The organism is Rickettsia asiatica (assembly GCF_007989425.1).
GTDB classification, from domain to species: domain Bacteria; phylum Pseudomonadota; class Alphaproteobacteria; order Rickettsiales; family Rickettsiaceae; genus Rickettsia; species Rickettsia helvetica.
On the sequence record NZ_AP019564.1, the window covers coordinates 20,465 to 39,635 of the forward strand.

The window sequence follows — 19,171 nt, forward strand, 5'->3', positions numbered from 1 at the left end:
GAAAATATGCTTATCGGATACGCAAGAGTCTCAACGTTAGATCAAAACCCTAATCATCAAATTGATGCTCTTAATGAGGCAGGATGTAAAAAAATATTTACAGAAAAAATATCAGGTGCAAGTAAGCAACGTACTCAATTGCAGGCAGCTCTTGATTATATGCTTGAAGGCGATACGTTTGTAGTTTGGAAATTATCTCGCCTTGCAAGATCGCTTACGCAAATAATCAGTACTTTAAAAATCCTTGAGGAGAAAAAAATCGGCTTGCATGTAATTACCCAAAATATAGATACTTCAACAGCAGAAGGAAGACTTTTCTTTCATATGAATGCAGCATTCGATCAGTTTCAGCGAGAGATTATTGTAGAAAATACCAAAACCGGCTTAAAATCTGCCCGTAGAAACGGTAGAATTGGTGGGAGACCTAAGTTTATGAGTGACGAAAAAATGCGTACGGCAAAAGCTATGCTAAAAGATAATGAAAATTATCCGTTTATTTCTGATATTATAAAAACGCTAGATATAGGTAGGACAACCTTTTATAGATACTTTCCTCCAGAGTCTATAGAGCAACTTAGAACCCGCCAATAAAATCCTATTGGTAATTTCGTTCCTTTCTGAAGAAGATCCATTAAACATACGGGAAGATTGTACTAAAAAACCTAAGCCTTGAGGTGCAGCATTGTTGTAAAGAGCTGCAAGTATTTTAGGAGCATCAGAGCATTGGGAAATATGTATTTTCATGTTTAGGAATCCTTTTTATTAGTTAAATTTATGGTATTGAGTTCAGAAATAGAGAGTCCAGTAATACGTGAGACCTCAGGAATTGAGTAATTATTAGAAAGCATATTTTTAGCTACTTCCATAGTTCTTTTAGCTTCCCCGATTTGCATGCCTCGAGCTTCTCCAATCTGCATGCCCTCGTTTCTACCAATCTGCATACCTTGTTGTATTCCTTCTTCTTTCCAATGATGAGCGAGGCTAGTCATAAGTTTTTCTCCTTGCTGGTTATTTAAACGGCTTTTAAGTATTTTTTCTAGTTCTATTTTATCAGATTTTTCAATTTTAATCAATGTATAGGTTAATATCAGCTCTAGGTAATCAATACCAATATTTAGTTTAGCCAGTTCAGGTAATAGATCAGCTACCTCATACCATCTTTTAAGTAGGTCTCTTTCATGAATATGCTTCATGAAGAATTGCAGTATCCCTGCCCAAGCTTTTTTCTTTAATTCCTCATCAGGAATATCATGCACATTAATTACTTGGTGGTCTTTAGTCCAAATATCTTGCATAAGTTCTTTATGCTGGCACAAATCCCAAAGATTCTTTGGAGCATTATATTTCTTTGTTCCATTGTAGAACACAATGGGGTAAACAAAAGGCAAATGTTTAGATTTAGGATTAAGAGTTAGATATCTTGCTGCAATATCCGTCATATACTTAAAGAGTCTAAAAGCCATGAAATGATCAGGAGTACTCTGATGCTCTAACAGAATCCAAAGATATCCTGTATCATTTTTAAAGTTAGCAGAAAATAGAATATCAGATATAGAATGTTTGAGGTCGGCTTCAACAAAGCTTTCTTTTTCCATCTTAAGGGTATGGGAAGAGAACATAGCCTTAATTTCTTTCGGCAAATGCATCTCAAAGAACTCTTTGGCAACAATTGGATTTTTAGAGCCTTACGAATAAGGGCGTCATGTTTTGGACGCTCAGCAGTCACATTATCGCTAGTGTCACTAGAGCATCGCTATTTGTACTTAAGTCTTCTTCCTTGCTACTACTAATATCTTTTTCATTCATTGCTTTGGATCTATTTCGTTGCTAACAGTTTTTGCGGCATTAGCAACATTTTTAGGCTTCTTAACTATGACTGGCACTTCTTTTTCAGTAACTAAAGCTGCAGGAGAGCCATCAAGATTAAACCTCCTAGCTCCTTCTACCAGTTTTTCTTTATATTTAAAACTACCACAATATCTATGGAAAAATCTATTTAATTGATTATTCGGAAATTGTCCATTTAATATTTTCTTTAGTTCAAGATCTATACCGATAGCAAGAGGCTTAACCTCTTCAGAGAATACTTCCGGATAATCGGTTTGCAACTTAGTTAAGATACTAAAATATTCCTTTTTGCGTCTTTTCATCTTGTCTTTTAATATTTCTTTAGGACTTACTACTACCTTTTGATTTGATGCTTTTTTGTTACTCGATACAGCCTCTTGTTTTTTACTCTTTTTTGTATCGTTGCTTTTGGCTTGAGTGGTACCTATAGACGCATCTTTTTTATCAGATGTGGCAGGTGAATTACCTGTATCTTTGACGTCGCTTTTAGGTTTTTCAAAGACTACAACTTTCTTAAGAGCAGGACCTTGCATTAAAGAATTAGCATTAAGAGTTAATGGTTTTGCTGTCAAATTAAGTTTCAGCTTAGATTTTCCAGTAGTTGCCATTGTGTTCATATGCATCTCTTGTTAGTTAGTATTTTTACGTAATTTAGACTTATTGGAGATATTTAAAAACTCCTTAATAATAGGATGGTCTTTATTATCTTTATTAGTGACAAATTTTAGAAATCCGATTAGTAATTTATCGTCAATATCGACAGCAGAAAATTTATTAAAGATATTAAATATCCCCAAAAATAAGCTATTTATATACGACAAACACTGTCGTATTGCAGCACTGTACGACAATCAACTAAAAAGGGTTTTTCATACATGTTAGTCGGATATATGAGAGTTTCTAGTGAAAATGATCGCCAAGTGTTCGATCTTCAATATGACGCACTTATTAAAGCAGGGGTAGATCCAAGACATATTTTTCAAGATAAGGTAAGCGGAGCAAAAGATAATAGAAAAGGATTACAAGAAGCTCTTAATTATTTACAAGATGGCGACTGTCTCATTGTATGGAAATTAGATAGACTCGGACGGTCATTGTCTCATCTCATTACACTTATTGATAGCTTTAAACAGAAAAATATTGGCTTTAAATCCATAACCGAACAAATGGACACAACAACCCCTCACGGTGAGTTTTTATTCAGTGTGTTTGGGGCTCTTGCTCAATATGAACGAGCACTGACTAAAGAACGTATTATGGCAGGTTTAAAATCTGCTAAGCAACGGGGAAAAACAGGAGGAAGACCACGGGTTATCTCACCTGAAAAAATGCAAGCAATTAGTGAAACACTGAAATCCGGCACAAGCAAAGCTGCAATATGCCGGACATTCAATGTTAAAAGAACTACTCTCTATGATAATCTAGAAAAAATGCACCGTTGTCTGTAAGATTAAATTTGGAATCGCTGTTAAATACTATTTATTACCTTCTTTGTACGGTGGATTTACTATAATCTTGAATCCAAATAACTTATTATTAGGATAAGTGATGAAATCACAGAGCCTGATTTGCTTTTGTAATTGTGCCTCAACACGATTTATTTCTAAGGAAGGGGGGATATATCTACCAAACATCTAGCTATATTTTTAATAGCAGTTATTCTAGTATCTCTATCTATTTCGCTACCATGTAATTTCCTTACTAAATCCCAACCGGACAATTTTTCTTTTTCTACAAGAACAAGTGCAGTTGTAATAAGTAAGCTACCATACCCCTACACATGGATCAAATATGCTCTCCATATTATAGTTATCTAATAATGAGAATGCTGCATAAAGGGCTACATCGGAGGGAGTAAAAAATTGGGCAAATTCCTTTTGAGCAAGGGTACAGTTTGGCACTGTATGGATGGCGGTTAAGATATGATCCCATTTTTCAAATATTGTCTTTTTTTTGTCTGAAATCTGTACCGCATCCGTAAACAACTCTTGGCATACCTTAGGGAGATTGTCAAACCAATTAAATATTCTGTGCCTACTTAATGTAAGCTCAGCTTCTTTTTTTTGATTAATACTTGTTGGGTTACCATCATTTAAAATCATCATACTATATGTATTATTTCATTTCTTACTTTCTCTTAGAGTTAACTATATGACATTTAACAGCGATGGTACAAGGTCAACAATTACATTGCTATTCATATTATGTACTCTTGCTGTATTTCTTCACGCCAAAATCTCATGATTTGAGACCTCGTCGTCTATCCCTTCAAATTCCATGGACTCTTGACTGGCTTCAATGCCGTAACTCATATAAGGTGCAAGTACACTCTCTGCCTCATGTAATTCCATTTCTTTCACTACCTTTTGCCATTCTGCAAAATCTAATATTAGTTTTTCTAATTCCTGATTGCTATAATCATTCATTGCAATCAAATACTGTTCAATATTTTCCTTTAAATCAGGATTCTCATTTGCAAATGACGTGAGATACTGCTTAATACCGTCAAGTATCTGCTCTCTATTGTCATTGGTGATAATAGGGTTACTTACAGTATCATCACTATCATGTCTATTAGCATCTTCATTACTATTTGCTATATCATCAGATGTAACTGTTATAGCTTCTTTATTTACAATAGTAGAATCATTACAACTATTATCTAAATCTAAACCGGCTTCTATTGCTATCATTGCATCTTCTGCTGCTTTTTCATGGGTCATAGCTTTAGTCTCGACCTCTACATATTTTACTAAATTATCACATAGCTTCTGTAATTGCTCTGTGTGATCCTCTATATACTTACGACCTACCGCCACTAATGCGTCTATGTTTTTAAGGCTACTATTATCTAAACTACTTGTCGCCTTTGTAATAGGTAGCTTTACTTCCACAAACTCATCTTCTCCTGGTAAATCGCCCCTTACTTCTGCTGTAGCACTATCTTCGCTGCTTTGCATTAAACGACTAACTAACTTTCCTTTAACAAGCCATCCTATTACTCCATCAAATCCTATCTTTGGTATTGAGCTACTGCCTGATGTATCTTTATCAAAGTTAAGCGATAATACCATAGTATCATCAAGTATCTTGGCACTCTCTTCCCTACTATGACCGCTCTTTAATATTTTCAGTGCCTCATATGCTGGCCTATTAGACCCAAGCCCTCCATCTGCATATGCATAAAGTGCATCCTCTTGGTTCTCATAGCCTTTAATATACTCTTTATTAGTCACAGGCTTAAAATATGTAGGTGCTGCAGTGGTCGCTAGTAATACGTCCTGAACTCTAATATGCGGACTATAAGAATCATGACTATCAAATATCTTACCTCCTTTATCTAGACTTGCTAAATCAGTAACAGGGATTATTAATCTAGATGTTGTATCATCTAATCTTAATCCTGCTAAATGCTGTTCTAATATTTCCTTTAATGGTCCTTGACTATGCTTATGCGTAAATATTTGTTTTATTCCATCGTACCAATAATGGTCAAATATCTTCGGTGCTGCGTCTATAAATATATCTAAAGCTTCCTTTGCACTGTATTTAGGTATGTTTGATCCAGGCTCTTTTGGAATAGTTAGCAATGCTCCAATGAGACCACCAACACTAGTGCCGGTAATAATAGGGAACAATTCTGATATAGATTTGCCTGTACGCTCTTCTATCTCAGCAAGTACCACTAGCTCTGCTATCCCCTTCACTCCACCACCGGATAATGATAATATCCGGTTACTCTTTATAGATTCTGATGTACTATCATTCTCTGCAGCGGTATTTTTAATATTATCCTCGACTTCTTGTTTGATATGTTCAAATGTTTGTTGTGTGTGTATTTCTGTTGCCATATTTTACCTTTTTCTATCCTAAATCTAAATCATTATAATATTTTGTGATAATCTTATGGTTAGTGTTGGTGTGCTTAAAGCCGTTACCTTAATTGTCTTTATGCGGTTTGGATACTTGTCAGCTAATGTTCTAAAACCATTATGAATCTTCTTGTAATAATCTAAGTCTTTAATATCAAATCTATTATTTCTCAAATTACTGCTACTATAGTTATTACCATTACGGACTCTAACTCTCTCCATCGCTAATGCTTGCTCTACATCAATAAAAAACGTAATGTCCGGCATTATAGGTGGCATGAGCTGCTGATGCAAGCTGTATACTAAATCCATACCTCCATCAATCTCTAAACCTTGATAACATGCCGTTGAGTCAATGAATCTATCGCATATCACCGTATAGCCCGCTTCTATTGTGGGAAGAATCTTTTTTACAATATGATCATAGCGTGCTGCCATAACTTGTAATAACTCCGACATCGGCAGTAAATCTCTATGTACCAAGATACTTCGCATCTCTTCAGCAATTTCTGTGCCTCCAGGCTCCCTAGTTGACATAACAGGAATATTCCGAGATATGCAATATTCCTTTAACATGCGGCATTGTGTGGATTTACCACTGCCATCTACACCTTCTAATGTTATAAATCTGCCACGTTTAACTCTAGCCCCCTCACACTCCCCCGCTATATCTGTAAAAGAAAAAAGAGAATGGGATGGAATAAGATGAAACATCAATAATATTGCCTCTGTCCAAATATTTGGCATGTATACTTATCTCATAAAGCCAAAGCTATAATTATCCCCTACTTTTAATCCTGCATATTGCCTATGATGACTACATAGCTTTATTGCTTTGTGAGTCACGACATTCAATTGCATCCCTTGATTCCCGCTTTCTTCCCTCTTAAAGCCCGCAAGCATATTATGTTTGTGGTATATTCCTTCTGAACTCCCGTAAGCAGATACCGCTTTCTGTAAAGCCTCAAGTCCTTCAGTCCCATTTCCAAAAGCATAATAACTACTAGCAAGGCCATAGTAATATGCTCCCTCCCATGGCTTGAACCCTAATTGCTACCTTAAAACTTTCTAATGCTTCCTCGTATCTCTTAAGCTTATGAAGTGTATTTCCTTTGTAATAATGAAGACTTGCATTTTTTGACTCTCCCATCAAAAGCACCCCAAATATCTTCAAAGCTTCTTCATACTTACCTTGATCTAAATAATTAATGCCTTTCTTAAAACATGTTTTTTGCTCCTCTTCGCTCAATCTCATACTGCTTCTTTGGATATAATTCTTATTTTTCATATATTACTCTCACTTTGTTCAATAATACTTTTGCTATTAATGAAAACGGGCTTTTGTTAGCTTCATGCACTCTCGCTTCCTTAATGTTACCGCATAGTCAAAATCATCCTTCTCAAAACAATATAAAATACATTCCTTCATAGTAGGTTCTAACGCTATTGCCTCATCTATCATTGCTATAGCCTCCTCATCTCGCCCTAATTCTTTTAATATTTGAGCGGCAAAAAAATAATAAATATTGTCTTTGGGACTTAGCTCAATTGCTTTCTTATACGCTTGCAAGGCTTCCTCATCTTTTTGATTTAATTCTTGTACGAGAACCCAACCTTTGCTTGCATACAATTCTTCACCACACTGATTTTTCTTTATACCTATGTTAAAGCATTCTACCGCTTCCTCCAATCTCAGTTAAACACCATCCTTTGTCTAAATATACGTCCTGAAAATCAGGATTAAGTTCTATGACCTTATCATAGGCTTTGATTGCTTCTTCATATTGCTGAGATATGTGTAATATTATTTTTGCTTTTAGAGCGTAAGCTGCCGCAAAATCAGGTTTTAGCTCTATTGCCTTGTCACAAGCTTCAAGTGCTTCTTCTGTTCTAAGTATCTCTTTTAATACAACCGCTTTCTCAAAATATCCTTCTGCGTCACTATATGTCGATTCCAACAAATACTCAAAAACTGGAGATGCATATTTTAGTTCTCCAGCTCTAGAATAACTCCTGTACAATGCCAATAGTTGTCGACTTGTTAAGAGTTGGTATGCTTCTTGTTCATTTCTTTTTTTCATTGTCACTCCCTCCTCTATAATTGATTTCATAATTAAACTTACTGCTTATTTAAATCTTAGGTGGTTCACTGGTAATCTTCACTATATCCACTAAATCCTTTTCTATTCCAAATGCTCTAAATATATGTTCTTTCATATTCTGATACGCTATATCTTTAGGCGATAAGGCAATAGCCTTATCTATCATCTCTATTGCTTCTTGTGATTCTTCCAAATCCGTATAAACTTGCGATGCCATATAATAATAAAACCCCTCTTCAGGTCTTAATGATATTGCTCTTTTGTATGCCTCTAAGCTCTCATGGTATCTACCCTGCTTTTGCAGTATCATTCCCACATAATAATTTGCTTGTTCATTCTTAGGGTTTAGCTGTAAACATCTTCTAAAATACATGAGTGACTTATGATCACCCTGCTCTCTTCCAAACCAATACATCCCTAGTTCAAAATATTTGCTCCAAGTCTCGTCTGCCTGCTCTTGTTCTTTAGCCATACTATTACCTACTGCTCCTTCTATTTTGCATCTTTGAAGCTTGTTGATGATTGCCATCTCTAACTTGTCTAGATTTTTATTAAATATTGAATTTCTGATATTTGATGAAGAATCTTGCTGCACAGCTGCATCACTATTACCAATACCATTTACACCCTCACATCCTGTAGCAAGCCTAATACCTTCCGTAATACTTAACACCTCCGATAATGTATGCAGCAAAGCAGTAATTGTTTCTGTATTCTTACGAATACTAGACAAAAACATCCTGATTGCTTCCGCGTACCTTCCAAGAAGACACAATGTTATGCCGCTAAAATAATATGCTACGTAATTATCGGGATGAGCTTTGATTGATGATTTAAAGCAACATAATGCAGATCTATAGAATTTTTGTTTGTTTGGAGATTTTTTCAGTAACAATAATTGCTTGCCTAGCTTTAGCCACGCATCATCTTTACCGAGTTTTAAAAAACTTATTAATACTGTGATTGTTCTAGAGGTAAATGATTCTGATGAGGATTGGGTATTATAGTCATGAGATATACTAATTAATCTTGCTGCTTTAGATTCAGTTTTAGCTTTAGTTTTATATTTTGTACTTTTTTGTGAATGAGGTTTTTGTGGTGACTCGCAAGAGCTGCTAGCGTTCCGAGAGGTAGTACGAGCTAAAGTTTTGTAGGGGCTAGCAAAAGAAGTAGGTACTACCCTACTATTATTGCCAACACAGTGATGATGTGATATATTCATAAATGACCTCATATTTATTTATGGGTTATTGCATTTACCAGTAAACACAAACCGTCCAAAGTTTTCAGTGTTTACTGGTTTTTCTTTTTATAAGGTAGTTTCTACTTTATTATCAGCTATCTCTGCTACCTCATACTTCTACTTTATTAAATATATTTTAGTGTGTCAAGAAAAATTACCTTGGGCATGGTATTTTTTAATTAAAACTGAGTCTGATTTATGAAATTGTCAATTCCTATACAAAAATTCTTAAAGAAAAATTTAATTAAACTTGGATTGAAAAGAAAAGACTTTGCACAAAAAATTAATATGACGTATCCAACAGTGACTAGGCTTATTAATGCTTCTAGAAATAATCCTGAATTTATGACAATTATTACTCTAGCTGATTTTTTTCATTGCTCTATTGATGAAGTTATAGGACGAAAACAATATATATTGTGTAATGCACAGCAACAACAATTTTTACAATTACCTTTACACAAAGTGCAAAAAAACCTTATCTCATTTATTAAGAATAAGTTAGTCTTAGAAAAGATAACCGCTTATCAACTAGCCAAAAAATTAAAACTTGGCGAAACTGTTATTCATGATTTTATAAAAGATGGTAGTAATATAAATATCCTAAGTAGTCCTGTCATTATAAAATTAGCCAATTATTACTGTATTTCTTTGGATATTATGATTAACAGAACTCTAGTATCTAATGAATTTTAACATATTATTATATAATAGTTATACATGATATATATAATAGATAAATAATCGTTATACATTACTTTGTTTTTTATCAATATATTCTGAAACTATTCTTACCATAAAACTAGATCTATTTCCTTCAGTTGGATTGCTTTTTAAGTAATTATTAAGTTTTAAGTAAAATGAATCTGACATAGAGATCATTCTTCCTTTATATGTATCTTTTTTTTCTTGATATTGTGGGATTTGTGGGTCACTACTTTGAATAAAATCAAATTCTAGTTTTGAAATAGCATTAGGATTTGGTATACTTTTTATTTTTTTCATATTTAAAATATATTATTCAATAATCATTATATAATAACATTATAATTATTATATATCTATTGTATAAAATTGTTTTAGTTTATCTTGTATTTCTTGACTAATATTCTCTATTTCTCGTACCGCTTTTTGATCTTGTGGAGTCTGTTCCACCACTCCTCTACCACTTTTTATAGAATGTTTAAATGCTACTCTTTCTTTAATATAAGATTGCAGAATATAATGAGGCATAATATTATTTTGTTCAAAAAACAACGATGCTTCTGCTATCGCAGTATCAGAGTATATTGTAGGTACCTTATTATATAATAAAAATAGTGGGATTTTTCTATTTTGAACTAACTGTAATTTTTTCATAATAGTTATCAATGATTCTACCTCCCACAATTCTACTGGTGATGGAGAACAAGTAGTAATCACGGCATCACTTCTCAATAATGAACTTCTCATATTTGAGTCATCAACTCCTGGGCTATCAATCAAAACGATACAACCTTGTTTTTTTTTATCTTCTGCAATTTCTAATAAAGCCTCACCTCGTACTCCAGCTACAAAAAGCTTATTAATTTTTTCACCAGCTTCAATCATATAATCTCGAACCTTAGACCACTTTGTGACAGTACCTTGAGCATCAGCATCTAATAATGCAACCTTTTTTCCTTGATTTAATAAAGCAGTAGCTAAATTTAGACTGAATGTTGATTTTCCTACTCCACCCTTTGTGCTGGCAATTGTGATGATATACATAATGTTATATGGATTATATTTGGATTAATTAATTATTATATATCTATTATATAATAATTAATTAATAACACCTTGTAATAATATAATCAACTTAATTTTTATGTATTGTTTAATTTAACATATACATATATTACACTTTTAAAGTGTAATATATTGTATTATGATACTTGACATTACATTATGTTTAATATTATTATGAATATAAAATATAATTTTGACGTTTATGGCTATATTAAAACATGATGTAAAAAGAGTAATGATATCTATGCCAAAGTCTTTTCTGAAAGATTTAGATGCTCATTTACAAAATTTTGCACTTACAGATAGAAGTAGGTGGATTTTAGAAGCCGCAAAGGAAAAACTAGCTCAAGAAAAGGTATTACTTAATGAAATTAATGAAAATAACAAGGAATAAATAAGGAGTTAAGTATACAACCTTCGCTCCTTATTTATTGATAAGATAATCTTTGCCCGGATCTCTTATAAAAAGATATTACATAAATAATAATAAAAAGTCAAGGTTTTTAGGTACTTAGCTCCATAAAAGGAGCATAAAATGCAATTATTTTACCCACTTGCTAGGTCAAGTGAGAATATAGGTATACATAAATACCTTGATACCATAAAGAATCAATCATACATCCCAATAACTGGGTGTTTATTATCTCACATATTATCATGCTCTAGGTTATCTTCACTTGAGAAGATGTACTATATCTTAGCTGATTCTCTTTCTTATATTAACTCCTCTAAAGGACGTAATAGATCTATATCGCTACCTGCTAAAAGCTGGTCTTCTAGGCTATCTTGTTCTAAAGCTGAAGTATTTGTTCTACAAAAATCTTTAGAGGATAAAGGATATTTTCTTATCCATAGAGATAAGAATGAAAAAGGACAGAATAATCGTAACATTATTACCACAACAATACCTGATAAGGTTTTTAATGATCTTAAATACGAACCTGATAGATTTGCTCTTTGTGACATAAATGATGAAGCAGTACACCAAAATAACTCTAAGAGTTTAGACCTTATAGATAAAACCTTTATACCTACCATAGAAGGAAAAAGACAACATCTTGAAAAAACTAAGATGTTTATAAGAGTATCTTATCAGTTCTTAAAGCAATTAAATTCTAATTGTAGCATTTCTGCAATATCTAAGATCATATTATTATATCTTTTTACTAAGATTTATAAATCTTCTGCTAATAAGTACAATTATGACGATTCTGATAGTGCCTTAACCTATAAGTCATACTCTATTGTTACTTCTTATCAAGAATTACAGAAAGAACTTAAATTGCATAGAAATAGCTTGGCTAAAGCATTGAAAGACTTAGAAGATCATAATTTTATCTCTAAACAGAGATTTTTCATAAAAGATACAGAAGATCATAACAGCAGAGCTGATAAATCTTTATGGAAGATATCAGTGCTTAATGTTTCTCTCATCACCAAGCACCATAATCAGCATGAACAAAATAACCAGGCAGAACAGAATAACCAAGAAGAACATATAGGTCAACAGCAAGCAGTAATTAATAATCACAATCAAGAATCAGTAATTAGCGATCAAAATGAAGAAGAATACAATAACAATAAAACCTTGGAATCCTCTAAGGAATGGGAATGCACTAAATATGACCCTGCTTGCACTGATTCTGGTCAATTATATAATAAAGACTTTGTATTAAAGAATAGTATTATTAAAAATATAGATTATATAGATGCTAAAAAAGAGTTTTTGGGAAACGAGCAAAGCTCGTTTCCATCTGAATCTTATAACAATTCTTTTGAAAGTTCTATTAAGACTAAACCATCTTGTTCTAATACTACCTCTGAGTCTGCTGCAAGAATCATCGAAGATATATCTGAATATAAGGAATTAAGGCATTTCTATCCACTCTCAGAACAAGATGTAGATACGCTTAACTTTAGAGCTGGTAGAGAATTCAGCAATAATTTTGTGAATCAGTTATTACTGAAGCTCTACATCAAATATCCTGAGAAGAGATTTAAGAACAAATTTACATTCTTAAGCTATATGGCAAAGATTCTAAAGAATGAGAAGCATCAAGGACCGCTTGTAAATCATACAACATTTAGGTTCAGCTGTAACATTAATTCGGAAGAGCAAAACTTACTAGAATATGAGAAATACCTAAGCCAAATAGAGAATTCCTTGGATACCAGCAAAGAAATGCAGGTAAGGAAGAAGATATCAGGAAGATTTAGTACTAATGTGGCATATGAGATACTGACACAAGTTGAGTTTAAAACAAATCATGATAATAGTTTTATTACTGCGTTAATCCCAAACCGACTAGATTTAAGTGAGCGACAAATAGCAACTTTAAGCGAGCAAATAGAAGCAGTGTATGGTATTAACGGTTATTATGTGACTGTGATTGGAGATGAAGGATCTTCTGAAGGTGGCAGGGGAAAAGGGGAAAGAAAAGAAGCGATAGAAAAGCAATATTCTAAAATCAAAGAACCTGATATTATTTCTAATAGCCAAGATATTGGAATTTTAGATATTGGTAAGGGATTAGATATAATAGAAGAAAACACAGCATGGCATCAAATCAGGAAAGGACTGATTGAGGAATTAGGGGCGGTGATAGACGGGGTTTGGTTTTCTAAAGCAGAGACTAAAGAATGCAGGGAAACTGGCACACTAACGCTAACAATGCCAACAAGGTTTATGGCGGATTGGATCAGAAATAATTACTCGCATGTGATACGCAGACTTAGCGAAGGATGTGGGGTTAAGAGGGTGGAGTACGGGTATATGTGATATTACAAAGAAAGCAAGCACTCTGTTTGAGTATGCTAGCAATACAGAGGTAGTTGGGAAAAATGTAGAATGTATTGCCACTCCGCACCTATACCACCCATCATTAAAATTAAAACCCCTTGAGGAAATAGATAAAGAAATACCAAGACCTTTTGTTAAATGGGTTGGAGGCAAAAGAAGTTTAAGAAAGGCAATAAGTGTTCGCATGCCAACTAATTTTAAAGATTACTATGAGCCATTTTTAGGAGGTGGAGCAATTTTCTTTAAGTTACAACCAAACAGAGCTTTCATATCTGATTTAAATTTAGATTTAATTATAACCTACAAAGTGGTTAGAGACGAGCCTTTAGGATTAATTAAACTACTTTCCGAGCACAAAGCTAATCACTCTAAAGACTATTATTACGAGGTGCGAAAGAGTAGCATTTAAACATTCTATAAAAAGTGGTAGAGGAGTGGTGGAACAGACTCCACAAGATCAAAAAGCGGTACGAGAAATAGAGAATATTAGTCAAGAAATACAAGATAAACTAAAACAATTTTATACAATAGATATATAATAATTATAATGTTATTATATAATGATTATTGAATAATATATTTTAAATATGAAAAAAATAAAAAGTATACCAAATCCTAATGCTATTTCAAAACTAGAATTTGATTTTATTCAAAGTAGTGACCCACAAATCCCACAATATCAAGAAAAAAAAGATACATATAAAGGAAGAATGATCTCTATGTCAGATTCATTTTACTTAAAACTTAATAATTACTTAAAAAGCAATCCAACTGAAGGAAATAGATCTAGTTTTATGGTAAGAATAGTTTCAGAATATATTGATAAAAAACAAAGTAATGTATAACGATTATTTATCTATTATATATATCATGTATAACTATTATATAATAATATGTTAAAATTCATTAGATACTAGAGTTCTGTTAATCATAATATCCAAAGAAATACAGTAATAATTGGCTAATTTTATAATGACAGGACTACTTAGGATATTTATATTACTACCATCTTTTATAAAATCATGAATAACAGTTTCGCCAAGTTTTAATTTTTTGGCTAGTTGATAAGCGGTTATCTTTTCTAAGACTAACTTATTCTTAATAAATGAGATAAGGTTTTTTTGCACTTTGTGTAAAGGTAATTGTAAAAATTGTTGTTGCTGTGCATTACACAATATATATTGTTTTCGTCCTATAACTTCATCAATAGAGCAATGAAAAAAATCAGCTAGAGTAATAATTGTCATAAATTCAGGATTATTTCTAGAAGCATTAATAAGCCTAGTCACTGTTGGATACGTCATATTAATTTTTTGTGCAAAGTCTTTTCTTTTCAATCCAAGTTTAATTAAATTTTTCTTTAAGAATTTTTGTATAGGAATTGACAATTTCATAAATCAGACTCAGTTTTAATTAAAAAATACCATGCCCAAGGTAATTTTTCTTGACACACTAAAATATATTTAATAAAGTAGAAGTATGAGGTAGCAGAGATAGCTGATAATAAAGTAGAAACTACCTTATAAAAAGAAAAACCAGTAAACACTGAAAACTTTGGACGGTTTGTGTTTACTGGTAAATGCAATAACCCATAAATAAATATGAGGTCATTTATGAATATATCACATCATCACTGTGTTGGCAATAGCACTAAGCTATTAGCAGATCATGGAACAAATCAATCAAAATATCTAGATCCTGACTACTTTTTACCAGCTAGTCAAAGAACAAGCTACTATAGCAAAAAGTACGGCAGATCAATAGGCAGAATATCACGAATAGTATCCGTAAGTCTTTTATCGGCAATGATGCTCACAGTAACATTAGATGCCAAAGCACAACCAGCTATAGAACCAAATCAAAGTTTTCTATTTGGTAAGGACTCTGCAGGAATTAGCACTAACGTGTCTTCACCACCAATCATGCCGCAATCTCCACCACCAGCTCCTCCAATTCCGCCTGTGCTACCTGCTATACCTAATTTAGTCAGTGACACAAGTATAGGAGGAAAATCAGAAAATAGGTCAGCATTGTTTGAATCGATAAGGAATTTTGGCAAAAACATACTAAAAAAGGTAAAGAAAGAGCCAAAGCCTAAGGTATTAACTAGCGACGGCGGGGATTTAATGAGTCAACTGTATGATACGCTTGAGAGAAGAAGAAATGGTATAGCTGGAGGGAAGAATGGTGCCAAGTCAAAGAAAGTGGTAAAGCAAACTCCTAAATTAACATCTGAGGAGCAAGCACGGAAGAAAGCGGAGAATTTAGCAAGAGCAGCAACAATTCGGGAGCAGAACAAAAAGAAATGGGAGGAAGCGGCTAAGAAGAATGAGGAGATAGCAAGAGAAAGACGCCGAGCTGAAGCTGAGGCAGTTAAAGCAAGGATAGAGCAAAAAGCAAAGGAAAGAGGCGAGAGTAGGGAAGGTGTAGTTAATGGTATAGATCCGGCACTACATCACAACATAGTATCAGATTTAAGATCTGAGATAGCAATCTTAAGAGAGAAGCTAAAAAATCAAGGTATCAATAATTTAGCAGGGACACTAGGCGGTGGAGCAGAAGAGTCTATATACAGCAAGCCTATAGATACTATTAGTATGGCAAGTAGCGTTACGGAATACTCTGAACCTTGGCAAGATCCTGATACTGAGATAGGTGAAGCATTTGAAACTGAATTTAGTACACCAAATACACAAAAGCAATTTGAGCCATCAGCACCTCCTCTATCATCATTTAGCAGTTCAGAAGACTTACATATTTCAGAAGCCGATTCATTAGGTGAGGAAGAAGCGAAAGTAATAAAAATGCTAGATGAGGCAATAGAAGATAGCGGCTATAGCGGATCTAGTTGTTCCAGCGTTGGTGATTGGAGTGAAGAGGATAGTATTTTAGATACAGACGGCTACGATACCGTATACACAAGTAGCAACAGTAAAAATTCTAACGATGACAACTCAGAATGGGAAACGGACTTTTCTGACGATAGCAGCGACGAGGACGGGATACCATTTTCGCCACCTGCGACTGAAGAGAAGAAAGCGGAGCTTGACATCATAAGAGAGTTTCAAGTATCGGAGCTATCTTCAGCTGTTGCAAGTAACGATAGCATTAATGAAGCCAATATTGCAGCAGACAGCAACGAATCAGAGGAAGCATCGCAAGAAAAAAGTACCACAGCAAGCGTCCTTGAGATACTAGATGAGGTGGACGAAGAAGATAGTTTATCTAAAGACATATCTACTAACTTAGATAGTACTGCAAGCACTGAGCCACAAGAAGAATCGACTGCTAAAGACAAAGAAGATCTACTTAAAAAAGCAACGATGGTAGCAGCATCACATAACCAGGCACGGAAGATAAGCAAAATATCTAGTAAACAGATCAGACACCGCATCTTTGCTAAAGATATAGTAACTGCTGCTGTAGCTGCAGGTGATGAAGATGATAACGTAACTGACAAAATCTCCGGTTATAGCATATGGAGTAGTGGCACGCTTGGCAGTAACAAACAAAAATCTAAAGCAGACTCGAATGGCTATAGTAGTAAAATAGCCGGAGGCACTATTGGAGCAGACATTAATCTTGAAAAGGATCTGCTGCTCGGTGCTAGTTTTAGCAAGTTTAGTAGCCGTGTTAAATATCAAGATCAAGGCGGGTCAAGTGATTTACGAAGCAGCACCGCGAGTACAAGAGCTAAATATGATACTCATATATTTAGTCTATATGGCTCACGTCCAGTAAGCCCTAATATGAGCATTTCGGTAATAGGTTCAGCAGGCTATAGCAAAGGTAAAAAAGTAAGATCAAAACTATTTAGTCTTGAGCCGCACTTGAACTACAAGATAGGACTACCGCAAGATATTACGCTAATACCTCACATTAGATTGAGGTATGAATATGAGAAAGTAAGTCGCCACAAAGAGCAAATAGCAAGTAGTCTGTCTATAGAGCGTTCTAAAAAGAGTTACCAAGCCATAAGCGGTGAGATAGGCAGCAGAGTAATATTTGCTCCTATTAAGCTAAAGGGTAGTACTCCATCAACATCAACAATATCAATAACTCCAACGGCTCATTTTTCGGTAGAGAGAAGAATAGGCAGCAGGGGCAAAAGCCATCCCTTCACTTTAACGTACCACGAGTCCCAGCAAACTATCGGAACTGGTATTGTATCAGTTAATGCTCAAAATGAAAGGACAAGCCTTAATGCTGGCATCGAATTAATAGCAAGCCGTAAGAACATTAAGCTAGAGTTATTGTATGACCAGCAGAGGCAAAAGCGATTTAAGAGCCATCAAGGGGTTTTAAAGCTGAAGGTTAGTATCTTAAAGACAAAACGAATAAAAAACCCTTAAAAAAAATAACAAAAATAAAAGTCGTAAAGCAAAGAGGCGGGTAGTACCTGCCTTAACATTGCCAATAAAGACATGAAGAATTAATCTCAAATTAATACTTAGAAAATAGGTGTTGTATGAAAAATATAGAATATCAAGAGAATTTAGCCGAAGTGGGAGAAGTAAAGATACGTCATAAAAATATGAAGCGTTATGCATTAGCACTTGAACTATGTAATAAAGTCATGAAAACAGCTGGCATTGATAATATACCTAGTGAAGATCATACCAATCTCTTTAACCTCAAAGTATATAAAAATGGCATAGTGGCACTGAGCGAGTTATTAGCACGGACTATAGATGAAAAAACAAAAATTAAAGATAAGGAGTTAATAGAAGGGTACGAACCAATAATCAACTTACTTGAGAAATTCATTAGACCTAAAAATGATACAGAACATTATTTTAGGCAAGGTCAGAGGTCATATGGGAATGGGGAATATAAAGAAGCATTAATATCTTTCGAGGAAGCAAGTAATATTATTACCCGTTCTATTTATTACCATCATAAAGGAAAAGCACTTTTAAAGTTAGAGCGGGCAGAAGAGGCAATTAAAGCCATCAATAAGGCAATAGAGCTAAAACCTGATTATGCCAAAGCTTATAATGAAAAAGGGTATGCTTTAGCCAGTTTAGCAAAACATAACGAAGCTATTAGCTGCTACAATAAGGCGGTAGCACTAAGGCCTGATTATGCAGATGCTTATTACAACAAAGGACGTAGTCTATGTGAATTATGTAGATACACAGAAGCAGTCATATGTTTTGGTAAAGCAAGTACCATTAATCCTAATTTTAAATTAGCCATGATTCATCAAACTAGCACCGTAAATTATCTAAAAAATAGGACTTTGCAGGCTAAAACCAAGGATTTTTTCAAAAGAATTAGTAGAACAAAATTAATAGGTAATTAAATGACAAAGCAAGTATCAAATTTAGAGAATAAGAACAAATTAAACAATTTAAATAAAGGCTATAAGTTATATAAGCTAGAAAGATATGAGGACGCTTTAAAAGAATTCGATATGGCAGTAGCTATTAATGAAGAGAATATGTTTGGTGAAGCTTATTTAGGTAAAGGAGCTAGTTTATCGTTAATATGTCAGCGAGAATTAGCTGAAGAAGCATATATGACAGTGCCATAA

General features: G+C 33.9%; 22 protein-coding genes and 1 pseudogene. 10 read left to right on the top strand and 13 right to left on the bottom strand.

Features of this window, described 5'->3' with window-relative positions; all coding sequences use genetic code 11:
- Positions 1-6 precede the first annotated feature (6 nt).
- Complete coding sequence (locus RAS_RS08020) at positions 7-591, top strand: recombinase family protein (protein ID WP_147144200.1); 585 nt, start codon at positions 7-9, stop codon at positions 589-591.
- Between the two features lie 155 nt (positions 592-746).
- Here RAS_RS08020 and RAS_RS08025 read toward each other — a convergent pair.
- The 3 genes and pseudogenes from RAS_RS08025 to RAS_RS08900 all read right to left on the bottom strand — a co-directional run bounded on the left by RAS_RS08025 (position 747) and on the right by RAS_RS08900 (position 2,645).
- A pseudogene (locus tag RAS_RS08025) lies at positions 747-1,726 on the bottom strand (Rpn family recombination-promoting nuclease/putative transposase).
- A 76-nt stretch (positions 1,727-1,802) separates the two neighbouring features.
- Positions 1,803-2,465, bottom strand: coding sequence for a ProQ/FINO family protein (locus tag RAS_RS08030; protein WP_147144203.1), 663 nt, complete (start codon positions 2,463-2,465; stop codon positions 1,803-1,805).
- 12 nt (positions 2,466-2,477) lie between these two features.
- A complete protein-coding gene (locus RAS_RS08900) occupies positions 2,478-2,645 on the bottom strand; it encodes a hypothetical protein (RefSeq protein ID WP_232049401.1) in 168 nt (55 codons plus the stop codon).
- A gap of 78 nt (positions 2,646-2,723) precedes the next feature.
- On the opposite strand from RAS_RS08900, the gene RAS_RS08035 reads away from it, so the two are divergent.
- Positions 2,724-3,296: a recombinase family protein gene (locus RAS_RS08035; RefSeq protein WP_032139719.1), complete on the top strand. Its 573-nt coding sequence runs from the start codon at positions 2,724-2,726 to the stop codon at positions 3,294-3,296.
- 315 nt (positions 3,297-3,611) lie between these two features.
- Here RAS_RS08035 and RAS_RS08040 read toward each other — a convergent pair whose 3' ends face one another.
- The 7 genes from RAS_RS08040 to RAS_RS08075 form a co-directional block, all read right to left on the bottom strand.
- Entirely contained in the window at positions 3,612-3,953 is a 342-nt protein-coding gene (locus RAS_RS08040) for a hypothetical protein (protein ID WP_147144206.1), read from the bottom strand.
- 120 nt (positions 3,954-4,073) lie between these two features.
- Positions 4,074-5,699 carry a patatin-like phospholipase family protein gene (locus RAS_RS08045; RefSeq protein WP_147144209.1) on the bottom strand — a complete coding sequence of 542 codons (1,626 nt, stop codon included), beginning with the start codon at positions 5,697-5,699 and terminating at the stop codon, positions 4,074-4,076.
- A gap of 24 nt (positions 5,700-5,723) precedes the next feature.
- Positions 5,724-6,467: a dTMP kinase gene (tmk, locus tag RAS_RS08050; protein ID WP_232049402.1), complete on the bottom strand. Its 744-nt coding sequence runs from the start codon at positions 6,465-6,467 to the stop codon at positions 5,724-5,726.
- Between the two features lie 256 nt (positions 6,468-6,723).
- Entirely contained in the window at positions 6,724-7,008 is a 285-nt protein-coding gene (locus RAS_RS08060) for a tetratricopeptide repeat protein (RefSeq protein WP_147144213.1), read from the bottom strand.
- Between the two features lie 36 nt (positions 7,009-7,044).
- Positions 7,045-7,410, bottom strand: coding sequence for a hypothetical protein (locus RAS_RS08065; protein ID WP_232049403.1), 366 nt, complete (start codon positions 7,408-7,410; stop codon positions 7,045-7,047).
- The gene (locus RAS_RS08070) at positions 7,385-7,801 is read right to left on the bottom strand and encodes a tetratricopeptide repeat protein (protein ID WP_172616183.1); all 417 of its coding nucleotides are present in this window, start codon (positions 7,799-7,801) and stop codon (positions 7,385-7,387) included. Before RAS_RS08070 ends, RAS_RS08065 begins: the two co-directional genes overlap by 26 nt.
- A 49-nt stretch (positions 7,802-7,850) precedes the next feature.
- Positions 7,851-9,044: a tetratricopeptide repeat protein gene (locus tag RAS_RS08075; RefSeq protein ID WP_232049404.1), complete on the bottom strand. Its 1,194-nt coding sequence runs from the start codon at positions 9,042-9,044 to the stop codon at positions 7,851-7,853.
- A gap of 219 nt (positions 9,045-9,263) precedes the next feature.
- Between RAS_RS08075 and RAS_RS08080 the strand changes: the two genes are divergently transcribed.
- Positions 9,264-9,761, top strand: coding sequence for a helix-turn-helix domain-containing protein (locus RAS_RS08080; protein WP_010424105.1), 498 nt, complete (start codon positions 9,264-9,266; stop codon positions 9,759-9,761).
- Between the two features lie 51 nt (positions 9,762-9,812).
- Here RAS_RS08080 and RAS_RS08085 read toward each other — a convergent pair whose 3' ends face one another.
- A complete protein-coding gene (locus RAS_RS08085) occupies positions 9,813-10,070 on the bottom strand; it encodes a hypothetical protein (RefSeq protein ID WP_010424102.1) in 258 nt (85 codons plus the stop codon).
- 48 nt (positions 10,071-10,118) lie between these two features.
- Complete coding sequence (locus RAS_RS08090; protein ID WP_032139680.1) at positions 10,119-10,814, bottom strand: ParA family protein; 696 nt, start codon at positions 10,812-10,814, stop codon at positions 10,119-10,121.
- 265 nt (positions 10,815-11,079) lie between these two features.
- On the opposite strand from RAS_RS08090, the gene RAS_RS08095 reads away from it, so the two are divergent.
- From RAS_RS08095 to RAS_RS08110, 4 genes are all read left to right on the top strand, one after another.
- On the top strand, positions 11,080-11,229 hold the full coding sequence (locus tag RAS_RS08095; RefSeq protein ID WP_232049405.1) for a hypothetical protein: 150 nt from the start codon (positions 11,080-11,082) through the stop codon (positions 11,227-11,229).
- 141 nt (positions 11,230-11,370) lie between these two features.
- Entirely contained in the window at positions 11,371-13,614 is a 2,244-nt protein-coding gene (locus RAS_RS08100) for a DnaA N-terminal domain-containing protein (protein ID WP_147144221.1), read from the top strand.
- On the top strand, positions 13,580-14,044 hold the full coding sequence (locus RAS_RS08105; protein WP_010424096.1) for a DNA adenine methylase: 465 nt from the start codon (positions 13,580-13,582) through the stop codon (positions 14,042-14,044). The genes RAS_RS08100 and RAS_RS08105 overlap by 35 nt, the downstream gene beginning before the upstream one ends.
- A gap of 178 nt (positions 14,045-14,222) precedes the next feature.
- Positions 14,223-14,480, top strand: coding sequence for a hypothetical protein (locus RAS_RS08110; RefSeq protein WP_010424102.1), 258 nt, complete (start codon positions 14,223-14,225; stop codon positions 14,478-14,480).
- A 51-nt stretch (positions 14,481-14,531) separates the two neighbouring features.
- Here the strand turns inward: RAS_RS08110 and RAS_RS08115 are convergent, their stop codons facing one another.
- Positions 14,532-15,029 carry a helix-turn-helix domain-containing protein gene (locus tag RAS_RS08115; protein ID WP_010424105.1) on the bottom strand — a complete coding sequence of 166 codons (498 nt, stop codon included), beginning with the start codon at positions 15,027-15,029 and terminating at the stop codon, positions 14,532-14,534.
- A gap of 219 nt (positions 15,030-15,248) precedes the next feature.
- Between RAS_RS08115 and RAS_RS10350 the strand changes: the two genes are divergently transcribed.
- From RAS_RS10350 to RAS_RS08130, 3 genes are all read left to right on the top strand, one after another.
- Positions 15,249-17,987, top strand: a complete 2,739-nt coding sequence (locus RAS_RS10350; protein WP_147144224.1) for an autotransporter outer membrane beta-barrel domain-containing protein — start codon at positions 15,249-15,251, stop codon at positions 17,985-17,987.
- Between the two features lie 116 nt (positions 17,988-18,103).
- Positions 18,104-18,940, top strand: coding sequence for a tetratricopeptide repeat protein (locus RAS_RS08125; RefSeq protein WP_232049390.1), 837 nt, complete (start codon positions 18,104-18,106; stop codon positions 18,938-18,940).
- Positions 18,941-19,171 (top strand): hypothetical protein, encoded by a 231-nt coding sequence (locus RAS_RS08130; RefSeq protein WP_147144227.1) that lies wholly within the window; start codon positions 18,941-18,943, stop codon positions 19,169-19,171.

Coding starts and splice junctions, on each gene's coding strand:
- RAS_RS08020 (WP_147144200.1), top strand. CDS start 7: ATGCTTATCGGATACGCAAGAGTCTCAACGTTAGATCAAAACCCTAAT.
- RAS_RS08030 (WP_147144203.1), bottom strand. CDS start 2,465: ATGAACACAATGGCAACTACTGGAAAATCTAAGCTGAAACTTAATTTG.
- RAS_RS08035 (WP_032139719.1), top strand. CDS start 2,724: ATGTTAGTCGGATATATGAGAGTTTCTAGTGAAAATGATCGCCAAGTG.
- RAS_RS08040 (WP_147144206.1), bottom strand. CDS start 3,953: ATGATGATTTTAAATGATGGTAACCCAACAAGTATTAATCAAAAAAAA.
- RAS_RS08045 (WP_147144209.1), bottom strand. CDS start 5,699: ATGGCAACAGAAATACACACACAACAAACATTTGAACATATCAAACAA.
- tmk (WP_232049402.1), bottom strand. CDS start 6,467: ATGCCAAATATTTGGACAGAGGCAATATTATTGATGTTTCATCTTATT.
- RAS_RS08060 (WP_147144213.1), bottom strand. CDS start 7,008: ATGAAAAATAAGAATTATATCCAAAGAAGCAGTATGAGATTGAGCGAA.
- RAS_RS08070 (WP_172616183.1), bottom strand. CDS start 7,801: ATGAAAAAAAGAAATGAACAAGAAGCATACCAACTCTTAACAAGTCGA.
- RAS_RS08075 (WP_232049404.1), bottom strand. CDS start 9,044: ATGAATATATCACATCATCACTGTGTTGGCAATAATAGTAGGGTAGTA.
- RAS_RS08080 (WP_010424105.1), top strand. CDS start 9,264: ATGAAATTGTCAATTCCTATACAAAAATTCTTAAAGAAAAATTTAATT.
- RAS_RS08085 (WP_010424102.1), bottom strand. CDS start 10,070: ATGAAAAAAATAAAAAGTATACCAAATCCTAATGCTATTTCAAAACTA.
- RAS_RS08090 (WP_032139680.1), bottom strand. CDS start 10,814: ATGTATATCATCACAATTGCCAGCACAAAGGGTGGAGTAGGAAAATCA.
- RAS_RS08095 (WP_232049405.1), top strand. CDS start 11,080: ATGCCAAAGTCTTTTCTGAAAGATTTAGATGCTCATTTACAAAATTTT.
- RAS_RS08100 (WP_147144221.1), top strand. CDS start 11,371: ATGCAATTATTTTACCCACTTGCTAGGTCAAGTGAGAATATAGGTATA.
- RAS_RS08110 (WP_010424102.1), top strand. CDS start 14,223: ATGAAAAAAATAAAAAGTATACCAAATCCTAATGCTATTTCAAAACTA.
- RAS_RS08115 (WP_010424105.1), bottom strand. CDS start 15,029: ATGAAATTGTCAATTCCTATACAAAAATTCTTAAAGAAAAATTTAATT.
- RAS_RS10350 (WP_147144224.1), top strand. CDS start 15,249: ATGAATATATCACATCATCACTGTGTTGGCAATAGCACTAAGCTATTA.
- RAS_RS08125 (WP_232049390.1), top strand. CDS start 18,104: ATGAAAAATATAGAATATCAAGAGAATTTAGCCGAAGTGGGAGAAGTA.
- RAS_RS08130 (WP_147144227.1), top strand. CDS start 18,941: ATGACAAAGCAAGTATCAAATTTAGAGAATAAGAACAAATTAAACAAT.